The organism is Pseudoalteromonas sp. S1609, assembly GCF_005887255.1.
Taxonomy (GTDB): domain Bacteria; phylum Pseudomonadota; class Gammaproteobacteria; order Enterobacterales; family Alteromonadaceae; genus Pseudoalteromonas.
The window spans coordinates 26,779-47,333 of record NZ_PNDJ01000028.1; the positions used below are offsets into that span (position 1 = coordinate 26,779).

18 protein-coding genes, 1 pseudogene and 1 riboswitch are annotated in these 20,555 nt (G+C 37.5%); of the genes and pseudogenes, 13 read left to right on the forward strand and 6 right to left on the reverse strand.

The features are described 5' to 3' along the window. Positions 1–29 precede the first annotated feature (29 nt). Positions 30–923 carry a cation diffusion facilitator family transporter gene (locus CWB76_RS08330; protein WP_138606760.1) on the forward strand — a complete coding sequence of 298 codons (894 nt, stop codon included), beginning with the start codon at positions 30–32 and terminating at the stop codon, positions 921–923. A 42-nt stretch (positions 924–965) separates the two neighbouring features. Here CWB76_RS08330 and CWB76_RS08335 read toward each other — a convergent pair whose 3' ends face one another. Beyond that, positions 966–5,465, reverse strand: a complete 4,500-nt coding sequence (locus tag CWB76_RS08335; protein WP_138606762.1) for an EAL domain-containing protein — start codon at positions 5,463–5,465, stop codon at positions 966–968. A 159-nt stretch (positions 5,466–5,624) separates the two neighbouring features. On the opposite strand from CWB76_RS08335, the gene CWB76_RS08340 reads away from it, so the two are divergent. From CWB76_RS08340 to CWB76_RS08350, 3 genes are all read left to right on the forward strand, one after another. Further along, positions 5,625–6,179, forward strand: coding sequence for an isochorismatase family protein (locus CWB76_RS08340; RefSeq protein ID WP_138606764.1), 555 nt, complete (start codon positions 5,625–5,627; stop codon positions 6,177–6,179). A gap of 130 nt (positions 6,180–6,309) precedes the next feature. Further along, on the forward strand, positions 6,310–7,776 hold the full coding sequence (locus CWB76_RS08345) for a methyl-accepting chemotaxis protein (RefSeq protein WP_138606766.1): 1,467 nt from the start codon (positions 6,310–6,312) through the stop codon (positions 7,774–7,776). After that, on the forward strand, positions 7,760–8,284 hold the full coding sequence (locus CWB76_RS08350; protein ID WP_138606768.1) for a DUF6436 domain-containing protein: 525 nt from the start codon (positions 7,760–7,762) through the stop codon (positions 8,282–8,284). The genes CWB76_RS08345 and CWB76_RS08350 overlap by 17 nt, the downstream gene beginning before the upstream one ends. Before the next feature lie 104 nt (positions 8,285–8,388). On the opposite strand, the gene CWB76_RS08355 is transcribed toward CWB76_RS08350, so the two are convergent. Beyond that, positions 8,389–8,937 carry a TMEM165/GDT1 family protein gene (locus CWB76_RS08355; protein ID WP_138606770.1) on the reverse strand — a complete coding sequence of 183 codons (549 nt, stop codon included), beginning with the start codon at positions 8,935–8,937 and terminating at the stop codon, positions 8,389–8,391. Positions 8,938–9,020: 83 nt separating this feature from the next. Then, positions 9,021–9,123: riboswitch (yybP-ykoY riboswitch) on the reverse strand. A 178-nt stretch (positions 9,124–9,301) separates the two neighbouring features. Here CWB76_RS08355 and CWB76_RS08360 point away from each other — a divergent pair. After that, positions 9,302–9,613: a hypothetical protein gene (locus tag CWB76_RS08360; RefSeq protein WP_138606772.1), complete on the forward strand. Its 312-nt coding sequence runs from the start codon at positions 9,302–9,304 to the stop codon at positions 9,611–9,613. 94 nt (positions 9,614–9,707) lie between these two features. On the opposite strand, the gene CWB76_RS08365 is transcribed toward CWB76_RS08360, so the two are convergent. Then, on the reverse strand, positions 9,708–11,333 hold the full coding sequence (locus CWB76_RS08365) for a methyl-accepting chemotaxis protein (RefSeq protein WP_138606774.1): 1,626 nt from the start codon (positions 11,331–11,333) through the stop codon (positions 9,708–9,710). 494 nt (positions 11,334–11,827) lie between these two features. On the opposite strand from CWB76_RS08365, the gene CWB76_RS08370 reads away from it, so the two are divergent. The 6 genes from CWB76_RS08370 (at position 11,828) to CWB76_RS08395 (ending at position 17,122) form a co-directional block, all read left to right on the forward strand. Beyond that, positions 11,828–12,589: a metalloregulator ArsR/SmtB family transcription factor gene (locus CWB76_RS08370; RefSeq protein WP_138606776.1), complete on the forward strand. Its 762-nt coding sequence runs from the start codon at positions 11,828–11,830 to the stop codon at positions 12,587–12,589. An 11-nt stretch (positions 12,590–12,600) separates the two neighbouring features. Then, positions 12,601–13,623 carry an ACR3 family arsenite efflux transporter gene (arsB, locus tag CWB76_RS08375; RefSeq protein ID WP_138606778.1) on the forward strand — a complete coding sequence of 341 codons (1,023 nt, stop codon included), beginning with the start codon at positions 12,601–12,603 and terminating at the stop codon, positions 13,621–13,623. A 14-nt stretch (positions 13,624–13,637) separates the two neighbouring features. Beyond that, positions 13,638–14,141: a phosphatase domain-containing putative toxin gene (locus CWB76_RS08380; RefSeq protein WP_138606780.1), complete on the forward strand. Its 504-nt coding sequence runs from the start codon at positions 13,638–13,640 to the stop codon at positions 14,139–14,141. A 2-nt stretch (positions 14,142–14,143) separates the two neighbouring features. Then, complete coding sequence (locus tag CWB76_RS08385; RefSeq protein WP_138606782.1) at positions 14,144–15,154, forward strand: ArsJ-associated glyceraldehyde-3-phosphate dehydrogenase; 1,011 nt, start codon at positions 14,144–14,146, stop codon at positions 15,152–15,154. Positions 15,155–15,163: 9 nt separating this feature from the next. Continuing rightward, the gene (arsJ, locus tag CWB76_RS08390; RefSeq protein WP_138606784.1) at positions 15,164–16,378 is read left to right on the forward strand and encodes an organoarsenical effux MFS transporter ArsJ; all 1,215 of its coding nucleotides are present in this window, start codon (positions 15,164–15,166) and stop codon (positions 16,376–16,378) included. Between the two features lie 495 nt (positions 16,379–16,873). Then, complete coding sequence (locus tag CWB76_RS08395) at positions 16,874–17,122, forward strand: hypothetical protein (RefSeq protein ID WP_138606786.1); 249 nt, start codon at positions 16,874–16,876, stop codon at positions 17,120–17,122. A 550-nt stretch (positions 17,123–17,672) separates the two neighbouring features. Here CWB76_RS08395 and CWB76_RS20485 read toward each other — a convergent pair. The 3 genes from CWB76_RS20485 to cadR form a co-directional block, all read right to left on the reverse strand. After that, positions 17,673–17,915 carry a MerC family mercury resistance protein gene (locus tag CWB76_RS20485; RefSeq protein ID WP_327077832.1) on the reverse strand — a complete coding sequence of 81 codons (243 nt, stop codon included), beginning with the start codon at positions 17,913–17,915 and terminating at the stop codon, positions 17,673–17,675. A gap of 102 nt (positions 17,916–18,017) precedes the next feature. Further along, positions 18,018–18,386 carry a MerR family transcriptional regulator gene (locus CWB76_RS08405; RefSeq protein WP_028834999.1) on the reverse strand — a complete coding sequence of 123 codons (369 nt, stop codon included), beginning with the start codon at positions 18,384–18,386 and terminating at the stop codon, positions 18,018–18,020. Between the two features lie 51 nt (positions 18,387–18,437). Continuing rightward, the gene (cadR, locus tag CWB76_RS08410) at positions 18,438–18,827 is read right to left on the reverse strand and encodes a Cd(II)/Pb(II)-responsive transcriptional regulator (RefSeq protein WP_002962247.1); all 390 of its coding nucleotides are present in this window, start codon (positions 18,825–18,827) and stop codon (positions 18,438–18,440) included. Between the two features lie 78 nt (positions 18,828–18,905). Between cadR and CWB76_RS08415 the strand changes: the two are divergent. Further along, positions 18,906–19,636: pseudogene (locus tag CWB76_RS08415) on the forward strand (transglutaminase-like domain-containing protein). Next, entirely contained in the window at positions 19,623–20,510 is an 888-nt protein-coding gene (locus CWB76_RS08420) for a cation diffusion facilitator family transporter (protein WP_002962252.1), read from the forward strand. Before CWB76_RS08415 ends, CWB76_RS08420 begins: the two are co-directional and overlap by 14 nt. Positions 20,511–20,555: the final 45 nt, after the last annotated feature.

The following is a 20,555-nucleotide window of genomic DNA, read 5'->3' on the forward strand; positions in this document are numbered from 1 at the left end:
TTGTTTTCAGTAAAGGCCTTTTATATTTCATGACAGAAATAACTACACATCACGCCTCCCGTCGCCGTCTATTAATTGCACTTGCAATTACCTGTTCGTTTATGGTGATTCAGCTTATAGGTGCTTATTATGCTAATTCACTGGCTGTTCTTGCTGATGCCGGTCACTTATTTGTTCATAACAGCTCACTATTTATAGCACTTATTGCCTCAAGCTTTGCTATTCATTTGGCTAAAACTTATAACGACGGCCATCAAAAAGCTGAATTAATCGGCGGTCTGATCAACGGCATTTTATATCTTACTATCAGTTTACTTATTTTATTTGAGGGAGCTGAGCGCTTTTTGGACCACAAAGGTGGACATGAGCTGATCATAAATAGTTATTTAATGTCGGTGATTGCAGCTATCGGTTTTTTATTTCATGGTGCGGCAGCGTGGGTATTATATAAAGGTCGTAAAGCCAGTATTAATGTGTATGCGGTATTTTTACATTCGTTTTTTGATTTAATCTCGACTGTTTCCACTTTTGTTGCCGGTGTTCTTATTTATATTACAGGCTGGAATGTGATTGATATTTTATCGAGTATGTTAATTGCATCATTTGTACTGTTTACGGGAATTAAGGTGATAATTAGTTGCATTAAAGGGCTACGCTCAAATAAAGCAAAGTTGCCAGAAGTCCAAGATATCGAAACAGAAATAACCAGTATGGAGCATGTTGCAAATGTGCATAACGTTACCGTTGTTCGTAAAAATAAAAAAGTGATAGTAGGTGCTCACGTAGTGTTAAAGCAACATTGCACTATAGAAAAGCATGATGAAGAATGTCGTTTAAAAGTAATCAAACTACTTGCAGATAAATTTAATGTTCGTAACAGTGTGCTACAAATCGAAAGCTATGAATGCAAGCACATCCATTAAAAAGTTTAACCTAAAAGCGACTTGGTTAAGTCGCTTTTAGGTTTAGATTAAATCAATAATCTTCTCAAAGCATGCAGGGCTCATTAAATCGCTGGCACTCATAGGGCGAGCAAAATAGTAACCCTGAAGTTTATAGCAACCTATGTTTGTTAAAAAGTCTAGTTGCTCCCGCGTCTCTACCCCTTCAGCAATACAATATAACTCTAAGTTTTCAGCAAGCGAGTAAATAGTTTTAATAATCGACTCGTCACCTTTGTCTGTGCCAATACTATTAACAAAGCTTTGGTCAATTTTTATTACATTAATTGGAAATTGGCTCAAATAAGTGAGTGATGAATAGCCAGTACCAAAATCATCAAGAAATAGTTTAAACCCTGCAGCTTGAAGGCTTTTAAGTTGTTTTGCTGCTTTGTACTTATCTTCTAACAGCGTGTTTTCTGTGATTTCTAGGCGTATTTGCTGTGGTTTAATACTGGCTTTCTCAAGTATAGCGCTCAGTCGCTCGGTTATATTGGCCTTTAAAATATGTTTTGGTGATACATTTAACGAAATATAAAACAGTGGGTTTACGCTAAGGATAGGCGCAAGCTCTGTGATTGCACGTTGCAATGCTTGCTCAGTAAGCATATCAATTAGGCCAGTTTCTTCTGCCACCGGTATAAATAAAGCCGGAGAGATAAGTTTTCCTTGGTTTTCCCAACGCATCAATAACTCAACGCCACTTATTGTTTTATCTTTTGTATTAACCACGGGTTGGTAATGATTAAATAATTGGTTATCTTTTGCGGCATCTTTTAAGTCATTTTCAAGAATAAGTTTTTGTTTAATTTGCTCATTCATTTTTTCATTAAAAAACTGAAATCCATTTCGACCTGCTTGTTTTGCATGCATCATAGCGATATCTGCATTGCGGATCAAAGCATCAGTTGAGCATGCATCATGGGGATATAAGGCAATACCAATACTGGCAGATATATTAATAGAAAAGTCTTCAATAATAACTTTGCTTGCGAGCTCATTACTCATTTCGTTAAGCGTGTGTTGCAGAGAAGACATAGAAGTAATGTTCTCGATTAAGACTAAAAACTCATCACCACTTTGGCGTCCAAAAGTCGCGTGGTCACCTAGGTATAAGGCAACTCGTTCAGTAATGTTACACAGTAACTTGTCGCCTACTGCATGCCCAAACGAATCATTCACAGGTTTGAATTTATCTAAATCTATAAATATAACCGCACATTGCAAGTCGTTTTTAGCGGCCTTTGTGATGGCATTTTCAATTTTTTGATTCATTAAGCTACGATTAGGTAGCCCGGTTAACGCATCATAGTTGGCCAAATAACGTAACTCATTTTCAGCACGTTTTTGCTCGGTTAAGTCTGTAATTACAATTACATAATAACCAACTTTACCTTCTTCATTAGCGACTGCAGTGGCACTTATATGAATAGGGTGTTGCTGTGCTTTTGTAGTATTAACATAGGCATTTGTTCGCCAATTTTCTTTGGGTTGCAGTGCCTTTAACGTGGTTGCAAATTCTTTGCATTTAGTTTGACCAATCGCTTTTATAAATAGCTCAGTAGTAACAGCTCCCTCTTCACCATCATCAGAGAATACCTCCATAAAGCTATTATTAGCTGAGAAAGGTACAAGGTTTTCATCTAGAATAAGTAAAAAGTCATTGATTTGGCTAAAAGCTTCGCCAAGTATTTTAGCTTGCTGTTCGTTTGCTAACTGCTCGGTAATATTAGTAAAAATACCAGATACATATTCAGGCTTTTTGCTGTCTTGATTATAAATAATTTGCCCAAGGTCATGAAACCATAACCAATGACCATCTTTGTGCCGTAATCGGTAAGTCGCTTGCCAGTCTTGTGGTTGAGTTTGTTTTATAAATGCATCCCACTTACTTTGTATTCTGCGGCGCTCATCAGGATGCATAATATTAAAAAATCTGCTTATATCAATACGTTTCGATATATTCTCGTAACCTAATTCAGTTCCTCTGGCTGTATTAACAGTATTGTCTATAAAACTGTAGTTCCAAACGCCACTCTTGTTACTCTTTAATGCTAATTCAGTTTGAGTTTTAGAGTGAATAGCTGCACGGTGGGCGCGTTCAATCGCCATTTTACGGCTACGGTATTGCCAAAAAAATAAAAACAGAATTATGGTCACTGCGAGGAAATAGCATGCGTAGGCAATAGGAGACTGCCAAGGAGCATATGCAACACTAAACTTAAGCATTACGGGCTCGCTGGTAATAACCCCATTTCGTTGTTGTGTGGACACTGATAGCTCATAGTCACCTGGTTGTAATTTAGTAAAAAACACCTGATTAGATTTTAAGTCGTTATAACTTAAAGATGACGGACCATTCAGCTCTACTTTGTAGTAGGTTTTACCTATATTGTTATAATCAAAATTAGAAAATCTAACCGTCAACCCCATATCATCATGCTTTAGTTTTAACGGTTCATTACGGTATTTTTCAGGCGAGTAGTTGAGCGTCTCTGAAAACAAATTAATATTTGTGATCGCTAATTTACTTTGGGTGTTTTTTTGGCCACTTTTAAATTGATAAGGGTCAAACTGCAGTACACCGCTACGATTACCGAACACGAGCTCATTATTTTGTAATTTTAGTGCAGCAATTGCAGTAAAGTGGTTGTTGCTTAAACCGTCTTTTATTGTATAGGTGGTTATGTTTAACGTATTTAAATTAAGTCGATATAGCCCATTATCGGAACTAACCCATAAAAAATCATTATCATCAGCAATAAGTTCGAAAATAGAGTTAGTGTTTAATGAATTGTTTTTATCAAAAGTATGAACTTGCTCGTAAGTTTTAGTGTTAACGGCAATTAAGCCCTCTTGTGTGGTTGCTAACCAAAGTAATTCACGTTTTGAATCTAAGTAATAGTTTTCTACGGTATGAAAAAGATTATTTTTTGCTGTTTTAGATTTAAAAATAGTAGTTAAAGTGCCCGTTGCTTCATTATATCGATAAAGCGAGTCAGATGTACTTAATAGCAATTCATCGGGGTAAGCTTTTGAAGGGGTATGAAATGCGTATGCCTGTAAAGGAGATATTTGCTCTTTTAGACCTTTTATAACTCTATTTTCACCAGAGTAACCGTCAAAAATATAGAAGTTATCATTATTAATATAAGCAAATGTATTGGGTGCTACCTGTGCAAGGCCAAATAAATAGTCAGTGTTTAGATTATGCTCGGTAATAAATTTGTTTTGTTCAAATGCGCCTGTTTCTTTGTTAAAAAGCTCAAGCCCAAAAAAAGTCACTAACCAAAGGTAGTTGTTGCCTATACTTTTGGCAGAGTAAATATCTCCGATAGCAGATAAACCATAAGCTGCTTTCTTATCTTTAGATTGTAAAAATAAATCACTCGTTTTTGTTTTTGAGTTATAACGAACAAGCCCGTCGTCAGTGCCTATCCAGAGCAGTTGCGGTGTATCTTGATATATAACATTTACAATATTATTTTCAGGTAGGGTGATTTTTTTGAATTTCTTTGTTTGTGCGGCCCATGTTAATACACCATGAGTTCGTGAACCAAGCCACAACAAACCAGATTCATCAAACATAATATCGTTGATTGTGTTTTCAGTAATGTTGTAGCTACTATCTTTAAAATTTAAAATATGAGTGAGCTCTGAGGTTGCTCTGTCAAACTCAAATAAACCACTTTCTGTAGCAATAAATTCGCCATAGGGTGTGTTTACATAATCCCATATATTATAATCACTAATAAGTGTTGATAATGCTGTAGGATCTATATGTTTATTTTCATCAAAAGCAATCCGATACATTCCTTCAACCGTACCAACGAACAATCCAAGTTTCTCGTCTATAGATAGAAATTTTACGTTGTTACCATCATTAGTAACTTTTTTCGTGTCGTTAAGTTTTATTTGTTGGCGTTCGCTACTTTCAGAGTTATAAGTGTATAGGCCCTGATCGGAACCAATATATAAGGTGTTTTGGTAAAGTGACAACGCACGGATAAACATATTTTCATTGGGCAAAGATATGACAAGAGATAACTTTTTTGTTTTTTTATCAAACCGATATACGTGCGCATCAATAGAAAAATAAAAATGTGTAAGTTGCTCAGCAACTGCAACAACCGGAGAGTATTTTTCTTCATTTTGATTCAAATGACCTGAATATATTTGTTCAGCATTTAATGTGTTTGGGTCAATTAAAAAACTTCCAGCGAGCTGTGTGCTAACTAATAATTTACCGTTATTAGCTTTGTAGATATTAACTATATAATTATTTTTTAAACCTGTAGGGCTTTCGTAAAGGGTAACCTGGTAACCGTCGAACCGAAACAGGCCTTGTGTAGTGGCTACCCACACATAACCAATATCATCTTGTACAGATTTTACTACAAAGCTTTGCGAAAGTTGTTCATTGATAGAAATACGTTGTAGTTGTTCAGAGTAAGTTTGTGAAGCAAAGCTCTGTTGCATCCAAACTAATAAAAATATGTAAACAACGAAGAAAAACTTACTCAAAAGCACTTACCCTTTTTGGCCGACAAGGTTGGTATTTAGTATTGGTGTAATATAGCATGAGTTTAATTTAAAAATTACAAAAAGCACCATAGGTGTGAATTAATTGTTGCTTTTTTGTGGGTGTTAAAAGTCAGTTTAGCAAAAGTCAAAGGACTCCATATGAATTTTAGAGAAAATATTAACTCAGAGCACAGCGTGCTTTTAGTCATCGATTTGCAAAGCAAACTGGCTCCGGCCATCGCTTCATTTAATACGACTCTAGAGTGTGCTTTACAACTTGCAAATGCAAGTGCTATTCATCAAATTCCTTCAATAATTACAGAGCATTATAAAAAAGGGCTAGGTGAAAGTGATGAGAAAATAAAGCAAGCTTTACCTAGCGCGCAGTATATTGAAAAAATAAGCTTTAGTGCCTGCGCCGAAGAGGGGTTCTTAGATACTATTTCGTTATTGCAGCGCCCTCATGTAGTAGTTACTGGTACAGAGGCGCATGTTTGTGTATTACAAACTTGTTTAGATTTACTACAACATGGTTATGCAGTGACTGTTGCTACAGATGCAATAGCCTCAAGAAATGCAGAGCACAAAGCCATTGCAGTTGAGCAGCTTCGTCAAGCAGGAGCAGTAATATCATGTGCTGAAACAATAATATTCCAATGGACAAAAAAAGCAGGGACGTCTACTTTTAAACAAATACTATCAATTGTTAAGTAGCGCACTAAAAAATTTTAAATCAACCTAATTGATAATGTTCGGCTTGATTTAAAATAAAAAATTGCCAGTTGTTAAGGGCTATACTAACAACTAGCGTGTTTAATTTATTACAAAATTAATTAAGGTTTTTATGTCTAGTGTGAGTCGATTGTTTACAATCATATTCTGTTTTTTGTTTGTCGAATCTGTTGGTATCGGCCTTTATTTCGATACACTAACAGAGGCGTTTCTGGTCGGCTTGCCCTTGTGCTTGCTTCCTATTTGGTTATTAAAAACCCAACCCGAAAGTAAAGTTACACCTCATGTTGTTGCTGCTGCAATCATGATGTTTTCATTTTTGCATATTCAGCAAGCGTATGGGCTTATTGAGGTCCATTTCGAAATATTTATTTTCCTAGCCATGCTGATAATGTTTGTTGAATGGCGAGTGTTTATTACGGCTATTGTGTTTGTTGCTATTCATCATTTATCTTTTTACTATTTACAAACGCAAAATACTGGGTTTTATGTTTTCGACCCTGATCGTTTAGCTTTTTCAACTGTGCTTATTCACGCTGCCTATGCCATAGTTGAAGCGCTTGTTGCTGGCTTTATTGCAGTGACATTAAAGCGTGAACGCCAAGCTGGTTTGTCGTTAAGTCATACCACAGAGCAAATAATGCAAGACCCAAATCAAATAAAACTTTCAATGCGAGCAGATGATACAGATAGCAGTGCAGTGGTAGGTTTTAACACGCTACTAGAATACTTGTCGGATGTTATTAAGCAGGTGCAAACGCAATCTGATTCATTAAAAAATAACTCCCAAGAGTTAATAAATGTCCATGATGAGCTGGCAGACAGTGCTAAGCACCGAAATACACAAACTGATGATATAGCTAATTCAGGTTCACAAGTTGCTCATGGTTTTAAACTGGTTGAGCAAGAAAGCAATATTTTAAAGCAGCAAGTGAGCAACATTACCGACTCTGCCCATGTTGCTTTACAAGAAGTGTTACAAACAGACAGTAAGAGTAAAGAGTTGCTCACGTTATTAACTAATACCGAAGAGCAATTAAGTCATTTAGTGGCTGCTGGAGATGTAATTACAAGCTTATTGAATGAGATATCAGGTATAGCTGATCAAACTAATTTGCTAGCGTTAAATGCTGCAATTGAAGCTGCTAGAGCCGGTGAGCATGGTCGTGGTTTTGCTGTAGTTGCAGATGAGGTTCGTTCTTTAGCGAATAACAGCCAGAAAACAACAGCTAAAATAGCATCTACATTAACAGATTTAGTGGATAACAGCCGTACTTCAACACAATCCATGAATCAGTGTGTTGAGTTTGTTGTAGATCTTACGAAAATTAGTGCCACCATGAAAGAGAATATCTCTTCCATGAGCGAGCAAATACAGGCCGTATCCACAAGTTCTGACTCAGTTGCGCAAGTTGTTGCTGAACAAGCTGGCAATACTGAGCAGATTGCAACAAGCACAGATCAAATGCGTCAACGCCAATATGAAGACGGAAAAATTGTTGATCAACTTACCGCTAAGGTACAAATGATTGATGTAAGTATCGATGTATTAGAGCAAAGTATTGCAAAATTTAACTAATAAGCGCTATTTTACTTTTGCATTGATTGGTGTGTGGTTTGTGGTTGTTGTGTCGGGCTTAGTGTATTTTCAACTTGGTCAATTAAAGCCTTTTGATGAGAATAAAATGCTTGAGCGTCATAACTGGTTTTCGCAATTTAAAGAACACGTTGTTTGGCAAAACAAAGATAGTGCGCAACTACTTATTATCACTGAAGATAATTGTGGCTGTACAATACAAGCTAAACCGCACTTATCAGCCTTACAGCGTTTTGCGAAAAATCAGGGCGTCGAGGTGCAAACATTTAAACTCAATAGCCAACTAAAGTCAGTGGTTCCGGCAACGCCAGCCGCAGTTTTAATTGATAAAAATGGTGAGTTTGTTTATGCCGGCCCTTTATCAGAAGGGTTGGCTTGTTCACAAGGTAGCGGGTTTGTAGAGACCGTGATAAGTAATTTACAGGCTGGTTTTAACTCATCATTGTTAATTGCCAACACAAAAGGGTGCTATTGTATTAACCGAGTGTAAAAGAGGCTCATTTTTATTCTACGATAACTGCTTATACTTCCTTGAACCGCCTACCTACTTTAGGTAAGCGGTTTTTTGTTGTAGGTTACTTAATCACACCATGGTTATAAGCCATAAACACCTAATAATACAAATACGGTGGCGGCAATAGCTCTTACTGTATTTAATGGAATTCTTTTTAGTAACGTCTTACCGGCATAAATAACGGGTACATTTGCGATCAGCATACCAAGAGTTGTACCAATTGTTACCCACAAAACAGATTGATATTGTGCACCCAATAATACAGTCGCTATTTGTGTTTTGTCGCCAATTTCAGCAATAAAAAATAAGATTAAGGCTACTAAAAATGCACCATAGCGGTCGTACTTGTGGCTAACGTCTTCGTCTTTATCGGGAATAAGCAGCCATAAGCCAACAACAATAAAGCTTATATTGACTACCCAAGGTAAGTATTCAACAGCAAAATTACCACTTAACCAATCACCAAACCAGGCAGATAAACCATGATTAATAATAGTAGCAGCGAGAATGCCTAAAATAAGCGCTATTTTATTATGAAAACGTGCCGCAAGTAATAGCGATAGAAGTTGAGTTTTATCGCCAATTTCGGCAAGGGCAACAGTGACGGTAGAGGTTAAAAAAATATCCATTAATATAATCTTCAGGCGGGAATATTAAACCAAGGCAAACAGCTATCTCCCGCCATGAGGATAGTGTCTACCTAGGTCTCGCCGATAACGCTTGCTACAACATTACAAACTTACCATGCACTTAAGGTGCAATTATGTTGATAAGTTTACTCATTACTGAGCGGGCTACTCCCCTAAGAGGAGGGCGATTATTCCACAAAGTTTAAAGCAGGTAAATATATGCGGGTAATTTTTAAATTTAATAGGTCTCTTTGTGGTGTTAGTGCACAAATAAACTTGCTTTGAGCTATCAAGTCAGCTGTAATAATAAACAGATGGAAGTTGAGCAATTTGAAATTATATACATGTGTGAAGGGATTAAAATATGCAAGGAACAATCGTTAAATCAACAATGGCAACCATTCAAAATGGAGTTATGAAAGCGGACGGAAAGTTTTGGATCACGCAAACCGACTTAAATTTTGAACCTTTTAATGAAAAATTGGGGTTAGAACAATACACAATTGCCCGCGAAACAATTTTAAAAGTGGTTGAATGTAAAGGCAAGGGCGCAGGCCTTGTGCCAATAACAGCTGATGCGATAGAGGTTTTCACGCAAGATGGCAGCTCATATCAGTTTATACTTTCAAACCCCAGTGATTGGATAACTATATTGTCTAATCAAACTCGCGCTTAAAATAACCAATATGCCATCATTTAATCATTTAAATGATGGCATATAAGGTTTTTATTTAAAGTATAACCGCTAATATGCCTCAAAATTAAAGCACCTAAACTTTAAATACATTGACTTTTCCTTGTAGCATTGCCGCAAGCTGTGCGAGCTCTTGCGATGCTTGAGCATTTTGTTGCGAGCTTTCGCTAACCGAAGTAATACTAGAACTAAATTCATTAATATTGCTGCTTAGCTCATTTGCGACCATTTTTTGCTCCTGAGTTGCGGTTGATATTTGAGTGTTCATATCTGCAATTTCGGTGACTTCTTGGTTAATTTCGCTGAGCACCTGTGAAGAATAATTAGCATGGTCAACACTTTCTTTAGCACTGCTTTCAGCGTTACTCATAGCACTAACTGCTTGCTGAGCCATACCTTGTAGTTTTGTGATCATTTCATTAATGCTAGCGGTTGCTTTTTGAGTGTTGTGGGCAAGTTGCCTTACTTCATCGGCTACAACGGCAAATCCACGACCAGAGTCTCCAGCTCTTGCTGCTTCAATGGCTGCATTTAAAGCTAACAAGTTTGTTTGCTCAGCCACACCTTGAATCATCATCACAACTTGGTTTATATCATTGGTTTGTGTATTTAGATCTGCAATAAGCTGCGTATTTGTATTAACCAAAGTTGAAAGCGTATTTATTGACTCGATATTATCAGCAACAGCTTGCTGCCCTTGACCTGCTTTTATGTCGGCATTTGTTGCTTTGTCAGAGGTTACTTGAGCGTTTTGAGCAACTTGCTCTATTGCACTACTCATTTGGGTAATTGCAGTTGCAATCATAGCTGATTGTTGCTCTTGCTGGGTTGCTGTACTGGCTACTTGAATACTAATTGAGTTCATTTCTTCAGCTGCTGAAGCAAGTGTTAGTGTTGCTCCTGCCATATCTTTTACTAAATCTTGGATCCGAAGTAACATATCATTAAAGTTAGATGCGGTATCTGCAATTTCGTCTTTACCCTGAACCTTAGCACGAGCTGTTAAATCGGCATTGGTTGCAATATTCGTTATGGTATCGCGTAATGACATTAATGGATTTTGTATCGAGCAGTAAATAAAGTAGGCAACAATCAGTAATAGTAAAATTAATATTGCGATCGTGGCACTCATTATTAACTTTATTAATTTATAATTTTCATCAGCTTTGACTCTAAAGTCACTCGCTTCTTTAAGTTGTAAATCAATTAAAGCCTGGTAACTGGCACTAAGCGGATCAAAGAGTTGGTAAAGCTCATAAACAAATTTATTTTGTGGTAGTGATAAAAACTCACCATTATTAATGCTTACAATTAAATTATTCAAATGCATAAGCACAGGCTTTAGTTTCTTTTCAACGTTATCTACCAAGCGCTTTTCTTCAACTGTTAGCTTTGTGCTCAAGTAAGCTTTCCATTCATTATCAGCCGTATTTCTAGCATCATTAATATTTGCTAAGAGTTCTGACTTGGTAATAGAGTCAGCACGATACTTGTGAAGTAAATCAACAATATTTACGGCGTAATTATCTGACACATGCTTAATTTGCTTAAGTGGTACGACACGGTCGTCGTATAAACTATCAATCCCTGCTACTAACCTTCCCATTGTGTTTATTGAAAAAAACGATGTAATTAAAAAAATCATAATTGGCAGCAATGCAAGCACGGCTAAACGGGTACGCACAGAATAATTGTTTAACATAGTTATCCAAAATTACAGCAATAATAAAAAAGTATAATATGAATAAAAAATTTTACTGAATTTTTACAATAAAATATTTAGGTTTAATAATTCTTATGTTTTGATTGAAGTTCCGCTTAGCGCTGTGAGTTCAACCATTCTATGCAACATACAGCTTAAATCGTTCCGCAGGTGTTTCGTATTCTAGTATTTTTCGCGGACTCTCATTGCCAAGGTGATTGTGGAACGCATGGCTTCGCCACTTATTCGACCTACGTCAAAAGGTAGGTTGGTTAAGCCGAAGACGCCACCCAACAGAGTTTCTAAGCATCAATTTAATAATGGAAAACTAACTCTAAAAAAGGCGTTTATTAAACTGTGATGAAAATAAATGATTGAGTAAAGACTGACAGTATCGTTCAAACAATATTCCTATTTATTTCTTTTTCAACGATTACTATTGCACCTTCCGCATAACAAATTTATTATATAACAAATTTGTTATGCGAGTGGTTATGAAAGTTCTATTTTTGTGCACTGAAAACTCGGCTAGATCTATCATGGCTGAGGCGTTGTTAAAACATCATGGTAAAGGTGAGTATGAGGTTTACAGCGCCGGTACTGAGCCAAATAATGTGGACAGCCGAACGCTATCAGCTATTGAACACTTTGGGTTGCGTACCGATGGTTTACGCTCAAAACACCTTGATGAAGTTAGCAATATCCATTTTGATTTTGTTATTACCCTGTGTGATAAAGCGGCCAAAGAATGCGATAGTCGAGTAAATGGCACTAATTGCCTTGCATGGGATTTTCCTGAGCCTCGTTCCCGCAAAGAAGCCAACCCGTTTGAAAAAACACTACAAGAGCTAAATGAACGACTCAAAATGTTTTTGCTAACAAAAGAAAAGCAAAAACCAGCGCCAATCACACCAACTACTTTTTACAAAGCGCTAGCTGATGATATTCGTTTGAAAAGTCTATTAATTATTGCTGTTGAAGGTGAAGCATGTGTTTGTGAGCTGATGACTGCTCTGAGTGAAGAGAGCCAACCTAAAGTTTCTCGCCACTTAGCACAACTCAGAAAAACTGGCATTTTATCAGATAGAAAACACCAGCAATGGGTTTTTTATTCGATTAATCCAACACTACCAGAGTGGATGAAGCAAACTATTACATCAACGGTAGTGAATGATCCCATTTTCATTGAACAAGAGCTAGCCAGATTAAATGCGATGGGTGATCGTCCCACGCGTGTAGCAAGCTGCTGTAACTAGGGAGGATCATTATGGGATTTTTTGAACGCTATTTATCTTTTTGGGTCGCGATATCTATTGCTACAGGTGTCTCATTGGGGGTTATTTATCCGCCGCTTTTTGAAGCAATCGCAGAGCTCGAAGTGACGCATGTTAACATCGTCGTTGCCATCTTCATTTGGGTAATGATCTACCCCATGATGGTACAAATAGATTTCTCAACAATTAAAGAAGTGGGTAAAAATCCACAGGGACTTGTGTTAACTTTAGTGATTAACTGGCTTATCAAACCATTTTCTATGGCTGCATTGGGTTGGCTTTTCTTTGAAGGATTGTTTGCCGATTTTGTTTCACCAGAAACTGCACAAGAATATATCGCAGGAATGATTTTACTTGGCGTAGCGCCATGTACGGCAATGGTATTTGTCTGGTCACAACTTACTAAAGGCGATGCAAACTATACGTTAGTTCAAGTGTCGGTTAACGACATTATCATGATTTTTGCTTTCGCCCCACTTGCAGGATTACTGCTGGGAGTATCGGATATTCATGTGCCATGGGGAACTTTGTTTACCTCGGTTGTGTTGTATGTGCTATTGCCTTTAATTGCAGGGATATTGACCAGAAAGCATTTAAATGCCTCAGGTCGTGATGAAGCAACTATCACAGCCTTGTTAGAAAAGTTAAAACCATTTTCTGTCATTGGTTTATTAGCCACAGTTATGCTGTTGTTTGGCTTTCAAGCTAACACTATTTTAGACCAACCACTCAATATTTTGCTAATCGCGATTCCGCTGGTTATTCAAACGTATGGCATTTTCATCATTGCCTATTTTATTGCGCTAAAAATCAAGCTTAAACATAACATTGCAGCTCCATCGTGCTTAATTGGTACATCAAATTTCTTTGAGTTGGCTGTAGCTGTAGCGATTTCTCTTTTTGGCTTGCATTCAGGTGCAGCGCTAGCAACCGTGGTTGGCGTTCTTGTAGAGGTGCCTGTGATGCTATCTCTCGTCGCGATTGTAAACAGAACAAAACATTGGTTTAACGAATAATTAAGAGGACTCTTATGCAAACTCACCCTTATGACAAACTTACACTTGATAATGGCGCCAGTTTTATATTTACGCCATGCCCAGGAACGAAAGAGGTTGATTTAACAACATCGGTAAAGCAACTCAAAGATGCGGGAGCACAAGCGATTGTCACTCTGATGTATGACGCAGAAATAAAGAAAAACGAGGCCGAAACACTTCCTCAAGTTTGTAGCGAACAAGGCATAAAATGGTTTCAGTTACCTATTTTAGATGATGATGCGCCTAATAATGGCTTTGCAACGGCGTTCAAATCTCACCTTAATGACGTGTTAGCTATTTTGCGTAATCAGGGCACGATAGCTGTGCACTGTAAAGGCGGTTCAGGTCGCACGGGCTTAGTGATTGGCATACTGATGTATGAGTTAGGTTACAACAAGACAAGCATTATTAACCAAGTACAGAAAGTACGCCCTAAGGCGCTTTCTAATCCTGTGCAACTTTCATTTTTTAATGAATATCAAAAAGTAGGAGTTTAACTATGACAATTAAAATTGGTATTAACGGTTTTGGCCGCATGGGCCGATTAACGCTTAGAGCAGCCTTTGGTTGGCAAAATATTGAGTTTGTGCAAATCAACGATCCTGCTGGCAACGCAGAAACACTGGCACATCTATTAAAGTACGATTCAGTGCATGGCACTTGGTCACATGATGTATCTAATGATGACAATAATGTGATAATCAACGGTCAAGCTATTCGGGTCACTCAAAATCAAGCAATTAACGATACGGATTGGTCTGAATGTGATGTCGTCATTGAAGCATCAGGTAAAATGAAAAAAACCGATCTACTGCAAGCCTATTTAGATCAAGGTGTTAAGAAAGTAGTGGTCACTGCGCCAGTGAAAGAAGAAGGCGTACTCAATGTAGTGATGGGGGTTAACGACCACCTTTATAATGCTGAACAACATGCTATTGTTACAGCAGCGTCTTGCACCACAAATTGCTTAGCACCAGTGATAAAAGTATTACAGGATAAAATCGGCATCAAACATGGTTCAATGACGACTATCCATGATATTACCAATACTCAAACCATTTTAGATGCACCGCATAAAGATTTGCGTAGAGCGCGTGCCTGTGGCATGAGTCTTATTCCAACCACTACAGGCTCAGCAACGGCTATTACCCATATTTTCCCTGAATTAAAAGGCAAATTAAATGGTCACGCCGTTCGTGTACCACTGGCAAATGCATCAATAACTGATTGTGTATTTGAAGTTGAGCGTCCAACAACTGAAGCTGAAATTAACGCTTGGATGAAAGAAGCGGCTGAAGGCGAGTTAAAAGGTATTTTGGGCTATGAAGAAAAGCCGCTAGTGTCAATTGATTATAAAACTGACCCGCGTTCAAGCATTATCGATGCGCTATCAACAATGGTCGTCAACACCACTCAGGTGAAGCTGTATATATGGTATGACAACGAGTGGGGATACGCGAATAGAACAGCTGAGCTTACTCGCAAAGTTGGTCTATCAATAAAAGGGTAATGTGACACTATGAAGCGCTTGGCATCATTATCAGACGATATTAAACAATACCTCGTGGTCACAGGCAACTATTGGGCATTTACCTTAACGGATGGCGCACTACGTATGTTAGTAGTGCTTCATTTCCATGCGTTAGGTTATAGCCCGCTTAGTATTGCTATGCTGTTTTTGTTTTATGAAATATTTGGCGTTGTAACCAACTTGATTGGCGGCTTCTTAGGTGCTCGTTTAGGGCTAAATAAAACCATGAACATTGGTTTGGCTATTCAAATTGTTGCCTTGCTCATGCTAGCTGTTCCCTCTGAATGGTTAACAGTTGTATATGTGATGATTGCCCAAGCGCTTTCTGGTATTGCCAAAGACTTAAATAAAATGAGTGCTAAAAGTGCTATCAAGTCGTTGGTTACCGATGGGCAAGAAGGCACGCTTTTTAAATGGGTAGCTATATTAACAGGATCCAAAAATGCTTTAAAAGGCGTTGGCTTTTTCTTGGGTGGTTTACTGTTAACCTTATTTTCGTTTAAAGGTGCAGTGTTGCTGATGGCAGGTGTATTGGCATTTGTATGGTGTTACAGCCTTTACGCTTTAAAAAGTGATTTAGGAAAAGCGAAGAGCAAACCTAAGTTCACCGATATATTCTCAAAAAGTCGTTCAATTAACCTCTTGTCGGCTGCACGACTATTCTTGTTTGGTGCCCGTGATGTCTGGTTTGTGGTTGCACTGCCCGTATTTTTGTCTCAAGCCTTTAATTGGGATCATTGGACGGTAGGCGGCTTCTTGGCACTATGGGTGATTGGTTACGGTTTCGTACAATCTATCGCACCTAAGGTAATGAACCTCAAAGAAGGGTTTTCGCCTGCTATAGAAACAACCAAATGGGCGAGTTTACTGGCACTGGTTACATTAGGTATAGCCTTATCACTGTATGTTAATTGGCAAGTAAAAACAGTGCTCATTACTGGTTTAATGTTGTTTGGTGTACTGTTCGCCATTAATTCATCGCTACACAGTTATTTGATTGTTAGCATGGCAGATGCCGACGGTGTTTCTCTCGATGTTGGCTTTTACTATATGGCTAATGCGATGGGGCGTTTGATTGGTACAGTATTGTCAGGCTGGATTTTCCAGCTATATGGGTTAGCGGCTTGTTTAGCGATATCGTTTGTATTTATTGCACTGGCTGGGCTTTTCTCAACAAAGTTACCAACAACAGCAACTAAATAAGCATATAGCGGATTTAATAACTATCCTATGACACTCATCCGTTAGGGATAGTTAACTACCTCATGATGGTAATAAGCTTTTAGCTTAACGGTTGCATTGTGGCACAAAACTATTGTCTTTCTAAAATGAGTGAACGTATAAATTAGCTTAAAGGCACCTATAAAGTATTTACCCAAAAGCGTTTGAGGCATAAACGAGTTATACCTGAATGACTGCAATTAGCACTTTGACGGAGTTCTGCTTGGAGCGAGAACCGGACACTGAAAAAGTTAATTTTATTCCCGCTTTTTTGAGTAGGAGCCTAATTTTGTCCGATAACGTTATTAAACGCCGTTTTGGGGCAAAATAACATGCTTAATTTCTAGCTGTTTTAATTACTTGTTTACAAAGGTAATTATTGGTGAAATTATCATAATATGTAATATACGCTGTTTTGGTGTGTTATTAACCACCAAAATGTTGCTCAATAAGCAGTTATGTTTACAAGAAGGTTTTATGGAAGCTCCATGGAATGGCGAAAAAGTTAATTTATTCGTTAGGATTTTGGCAATCGTATTTATAATTTGCGGAATTTTTGCATTTGGTAGTCTTGCGTATGCGTTATTTAAAACAGGAGAGTTTAGTTTTAGTAACTTAGATTTTCGGATGTTAATTGGTACTATATCAGGCCCATATTGTTTTCTCTTGTTTTTAAAAGTAGCGGTTACAGGCTATGCACCAAAGTCGTGGATTCCATGGAGGTAATGTAAACATAACACATATGTGCCTTGACTCTGTTAATAGACACTAGTTTTTTTTGACCGTCAATTTTAAATCAATAAACAAATTCGTTTACTTCGTCTGTCGATGCGGCTGTTAAGCAAGTTGCTTAGGTCTGTAGGTATATAATCAGGTTAAACCTTGTTGGTTATTAACTCACCCAATTGATTGATGCTCAGCCTTATATTTAGTTAGATGTTCAGCTCACTCAGTACCATGACTAACTCTGGACTTCCTTGCCTCCTCTAGACACCAGCTTATAATCTTAAAGTACAAAACGGGAGTAAACTTCCATTTCTAGTGCTTCAAAGGTAGTTATCGGAAATATATTCTGTTTTTTGAAAGCGTTAATCTAGATAGCTATATGAGCAACTTTTCGGGGTCTTATTTGAGCGAAAAGCAGACATTGACCGTTAATCGTTTCAACGACGGCAATTAGCCATACGTTGCATGTTTGCTCCCTTACTGGTTTTACGATATCCAAAACCGACATAACGACCATTAAGCAAATACCAAAGTAAAATAGGTATGTGCTTCAATCATATAGCCAAAGAGGATAAAGCGTTAATAGCACTGCTACAGGCCCTAGAATGCTGAAGACAGCTCTGGTATGGTTTTTATTTTTGTGCCAGTTGTATAAGTTTACCAATAGTTCCAAAGATGCAAAAATAGGTAAAAGCGTATTTACAGCTATTCCTTCGAAGTGAGAGAAGAAGCCTAGTCCTAATGCCGATGCAAGTGACCTTAATGCAGGGAAGCAGGCCGTGCCGCTAGCCAAACGCCACTAGAGCCTACTCTGTCTAATATTTTATTTATCATTTGAAAGTCTATTGGTTGATATTACCATCATTCTAAACTCCGTATATAAGTACGGAGTCAATCATTTTAATGAATCAATTATGGGGCAATGTGTTGGATCTTCGTTTTGCATACAGGTATTTGTCATATCCACAATTACTTTCTCTAAACGTTGAAGGTCATTAATTTTGTCTCGAATGATTGCTAACTTTTGTCGGCTTAATAGCTCAACTTGAGTGCAGTTGCTGTCCATAGACATTAGCGATTTTATTTCTCTTAACGTAAAGCCGAGCGCTTTGGCTTTTGTGATAAACCTAAGTTGTCCTGCTATTGTTTCGTCATATTGTCTATAACCAGATATTGGTTTTTCAGGTTGTGTAATCAGCCCTTCTCGTTCATAAAAACGAATGGTTTCTACATTTAAATTTAATGATTGTGCTAATTTGCCAATGGTTTACATTATTGCCTTTGTGAATACTACTAATCTAAAGTTATATTTAGTTTAGCTATCCAATGATTTGATGATGCCGCACGCTTCAATTGTATTGTCTGAACCACAAGCACTTGCCATCTGTTGTAATTCAGCTTTAAGCGCCCTTAATTCTTTCATACGTTTATTCACTAGTGCAAGTTGCTGATCAATTAATGCATTAACGCTAGAGCAGCTTTCTTCTGGCTTATTTTTTAATTCGATAAGACGTTTAATATCATTGAGTGATATATCTAGGCTGCGACAATGCTTTACGAATTCCAATTGTTTAAGTGCTTTACTATCATACAGCCTGAAATTACCTTCTGAACGGTTTGGATTTAACAGTAATCCTTCTCTTTCATAATATCTAATCGTTTGTATTGAACAGCCCGATTTTTTTGACAATTCGCCTATTTTCATCAATTTCCCCCAGACATTTGACTCTATAGTTACTATAGGATCTATAGTATAGGTATGCAACGAAAGGGATATATAAAAATGACTGAGAAATATTTAAACAATACGAATATCGTTAATTTTGAACACAAAGATATCCAATCCCTGATCGATCAACGAGGGTGGAAAAATTTGGATAATTTCAACAAAATTGGTGCCGCTTATCAGTTTGTAAAAGATGAAATAATGTTTGGCTATAACAAGAGTGATGATATTTCAGCAAGCGATGTGCTAGCAGATGGTTATGGACAATGTAATACTAAGGGTAATCTGTTAATGGCACTATTGCGTGGACTAGGTATCCAGTGTCGTTTCCAAGGTTTTACCATTGATCAGCAACTATAAAAAGGTGCTATCCTAAGCTTGTATTTTGGTTAGCACCTAAATACATCATTCATAGTTGGGTAGAAGTTTACTTTGAAGGGCGTTGGATAAACTTAGAGGGCTTTATATTGGATGAGCAATACTTAAGCTCACTACAGCAGAAATTTAGCCAAGCAAAAGATGAGTTTTGTGGTTATGGTGTTGCAACAAAGTGCTTATCTTCACCCGGTACGGATTGGCGTGGAGAGGATACCTATATTCAAAAAGAAGGTATTCATGACGACTTTGGGCTTTATGATTCACCAGATAAGTTCTATCTCGAAAAAGGTACTAATCTATCAGGTGTAAAACGTTGGTTGTATCAACGAGTGATCCGACATTTGATTAATATGAATGTATCAAAAATAAGAAATAAAAAAGTACTGGAGGTACAAAATGCACAACCATAGTCACAGTCATCAGCATGGTAAAGACGACCGGATTGGTTGGGCATTTTTCCTTAATGTGATATTTACCATTATCGAATTTATAGGTGGTTGGCTCACAAACAGTACGGCGATAATGGCGGATGCCGTTCACGATCTTGGTGATAGTCTTTCAATAGGTTTTGCGTGGATTTTAAGTCGTTTTTCAGATAAAGAAGCATCAGACAAATTCAGCTATGGTTATCGCCGACTTACACTTTTTGGTGCATTGGTAAATAGTATTGTTTTGATTATCGGCTCTATTTGGGTTTTATTTGAAGCAATACCTAAGCTGTCCAATCCTGAAATGCCTGTAGTTGAGGGGATGTTAGGGCTAGCCATACTCGGTGTTGCCGTAAATGGTTATGCGGTATTCAAATTAAAAGCGGGTGAAACACTAAATGAAAAAGTGCTGACATGGCACCTACTTGAAGATGTACTCGGTTGGGTTGCCGTTCTTATAGTCTCTATTGTATTGTTGTTCGTTGAACTGCCGATATTAGATCCTCTATTATCAATAGGGTTTACGCTGTTTATCTTATTTAACGTTTTCAAAAATCTTAAATCAACATTGGTGCTTTTTCTTCAAGCTGCACCCGATAAAGAGACCCAAGAGCGTATTAAGCAGTCATTAATTGAATTTCCTGAAGTAAATGGTATACACCATATGCATTTTTGGTCACTGGATGGTGAAAGTCACGTTTTAACAGCGCACCTTGAGCTGAGTGACAACTTTGACGTTAAAGAATTAATTAAGCTTAAACAAGAGGTTGCAGCTAAATTATCTTCCTATCATTTATCGCATACGACGATAGAGTTTGAGTTTTTAAATGAAAATTGTAGGGATGAAGCAGAGTAAGTTTTATCAATAAAATTTTGGAGCATACAATATAAAAAGCAGCTT

Coding starts and splice junctions, on each gene's coding strand:
- CWB76_RS08330 (WP_138606760.1), top strand. CDS start 30: ATGACAGAAATAACTACACATCACGCCTCCCGTCGCCGTCTATTAATT.
- CWB76_RS08340 (WP_138606764.1), top strand. CDS start 5,625: ATGAATTTTAGAGAAAATATTAACTCAGAGCACAGCGTGCTTTTAGTC.
- CWB76_RS08345 (WP_138606766.1), top strand. CDS start 6,310: ATGTCTAGTGTGAGTCGATTGTTTACAATCATATTCTGTTTTTTGTTT.
- CWB76_RS08355 (WP_138606770.1), bottom strand. CDS start 8,937: ATGGATATTTTTTTAACCTCTACCGTCACTGTTGCCCTTGCCGAAATT.
- CWB76_RS08360 (WP_138606772.1), top strand. CDS start 9,302: ATGCAAGGAACAATCGTTAAATCAACAATGGCAACCATTCAAAATGGA.
- CWB76_RS08365 (WP_138606774.1), bottom strand. CDS start 11,333: ATGTTAAACAATTATTCTGTGCGTACCCGTTTAGCCGTGCTTGCATTG.
- CWB76_RS08370 (WP_138606776.1), top strand. CDS start 11,828: ATGAAAGTTCTATTTTTGTGCACTGAAAACTCGGCTAGATCTATCATG.
- arsB (WP_138606778.1), top strand. CDS start 12,601: ATGGGATTTTTTGAACGCTATTTATCTTTTTGGGTCGCGATATCTATT.
- CWB76_RS08380 (WP_138606780.1), top strand. CDS start 13,638: ATGCAAACTCACCCTTATGACAAACTTACACTTGATAATGGCGCCAGT.
- CWB76_RS08385 (WP_138606782.1), top strand. CDS start 14,144: ATGACAATTAAAATTGGTATTAACGGTTTTGGCCGCATGGGCCGATTA.
- arsJ (WP_138606784.1), top strand. CDS start 15,164: ATGAAGCGCTTGGCATCATTATCAGACGATATTAAACAATACCTCGTG.
- CWB76_RS08395 (WP_138606786.1), top strand. CDS start 16,874: ATGGAAGCTCCATGGAATGGCGAAAAAGTTAATTTATTCGTTAGGATT.
- cadR (WP_002962247.1), bottom strand. CDS start 18,827: ATGAAAATAGGCGAATTGTCAAAAAAATCGGGCTGTTCAATACAAACG.
- CWB76_RS08420 (WP_002962252.1), top strand. CDS start 19,623: ATGCACAACCATAGTCACAGTCATCAGCATGGTAAAGACGACCGGATT.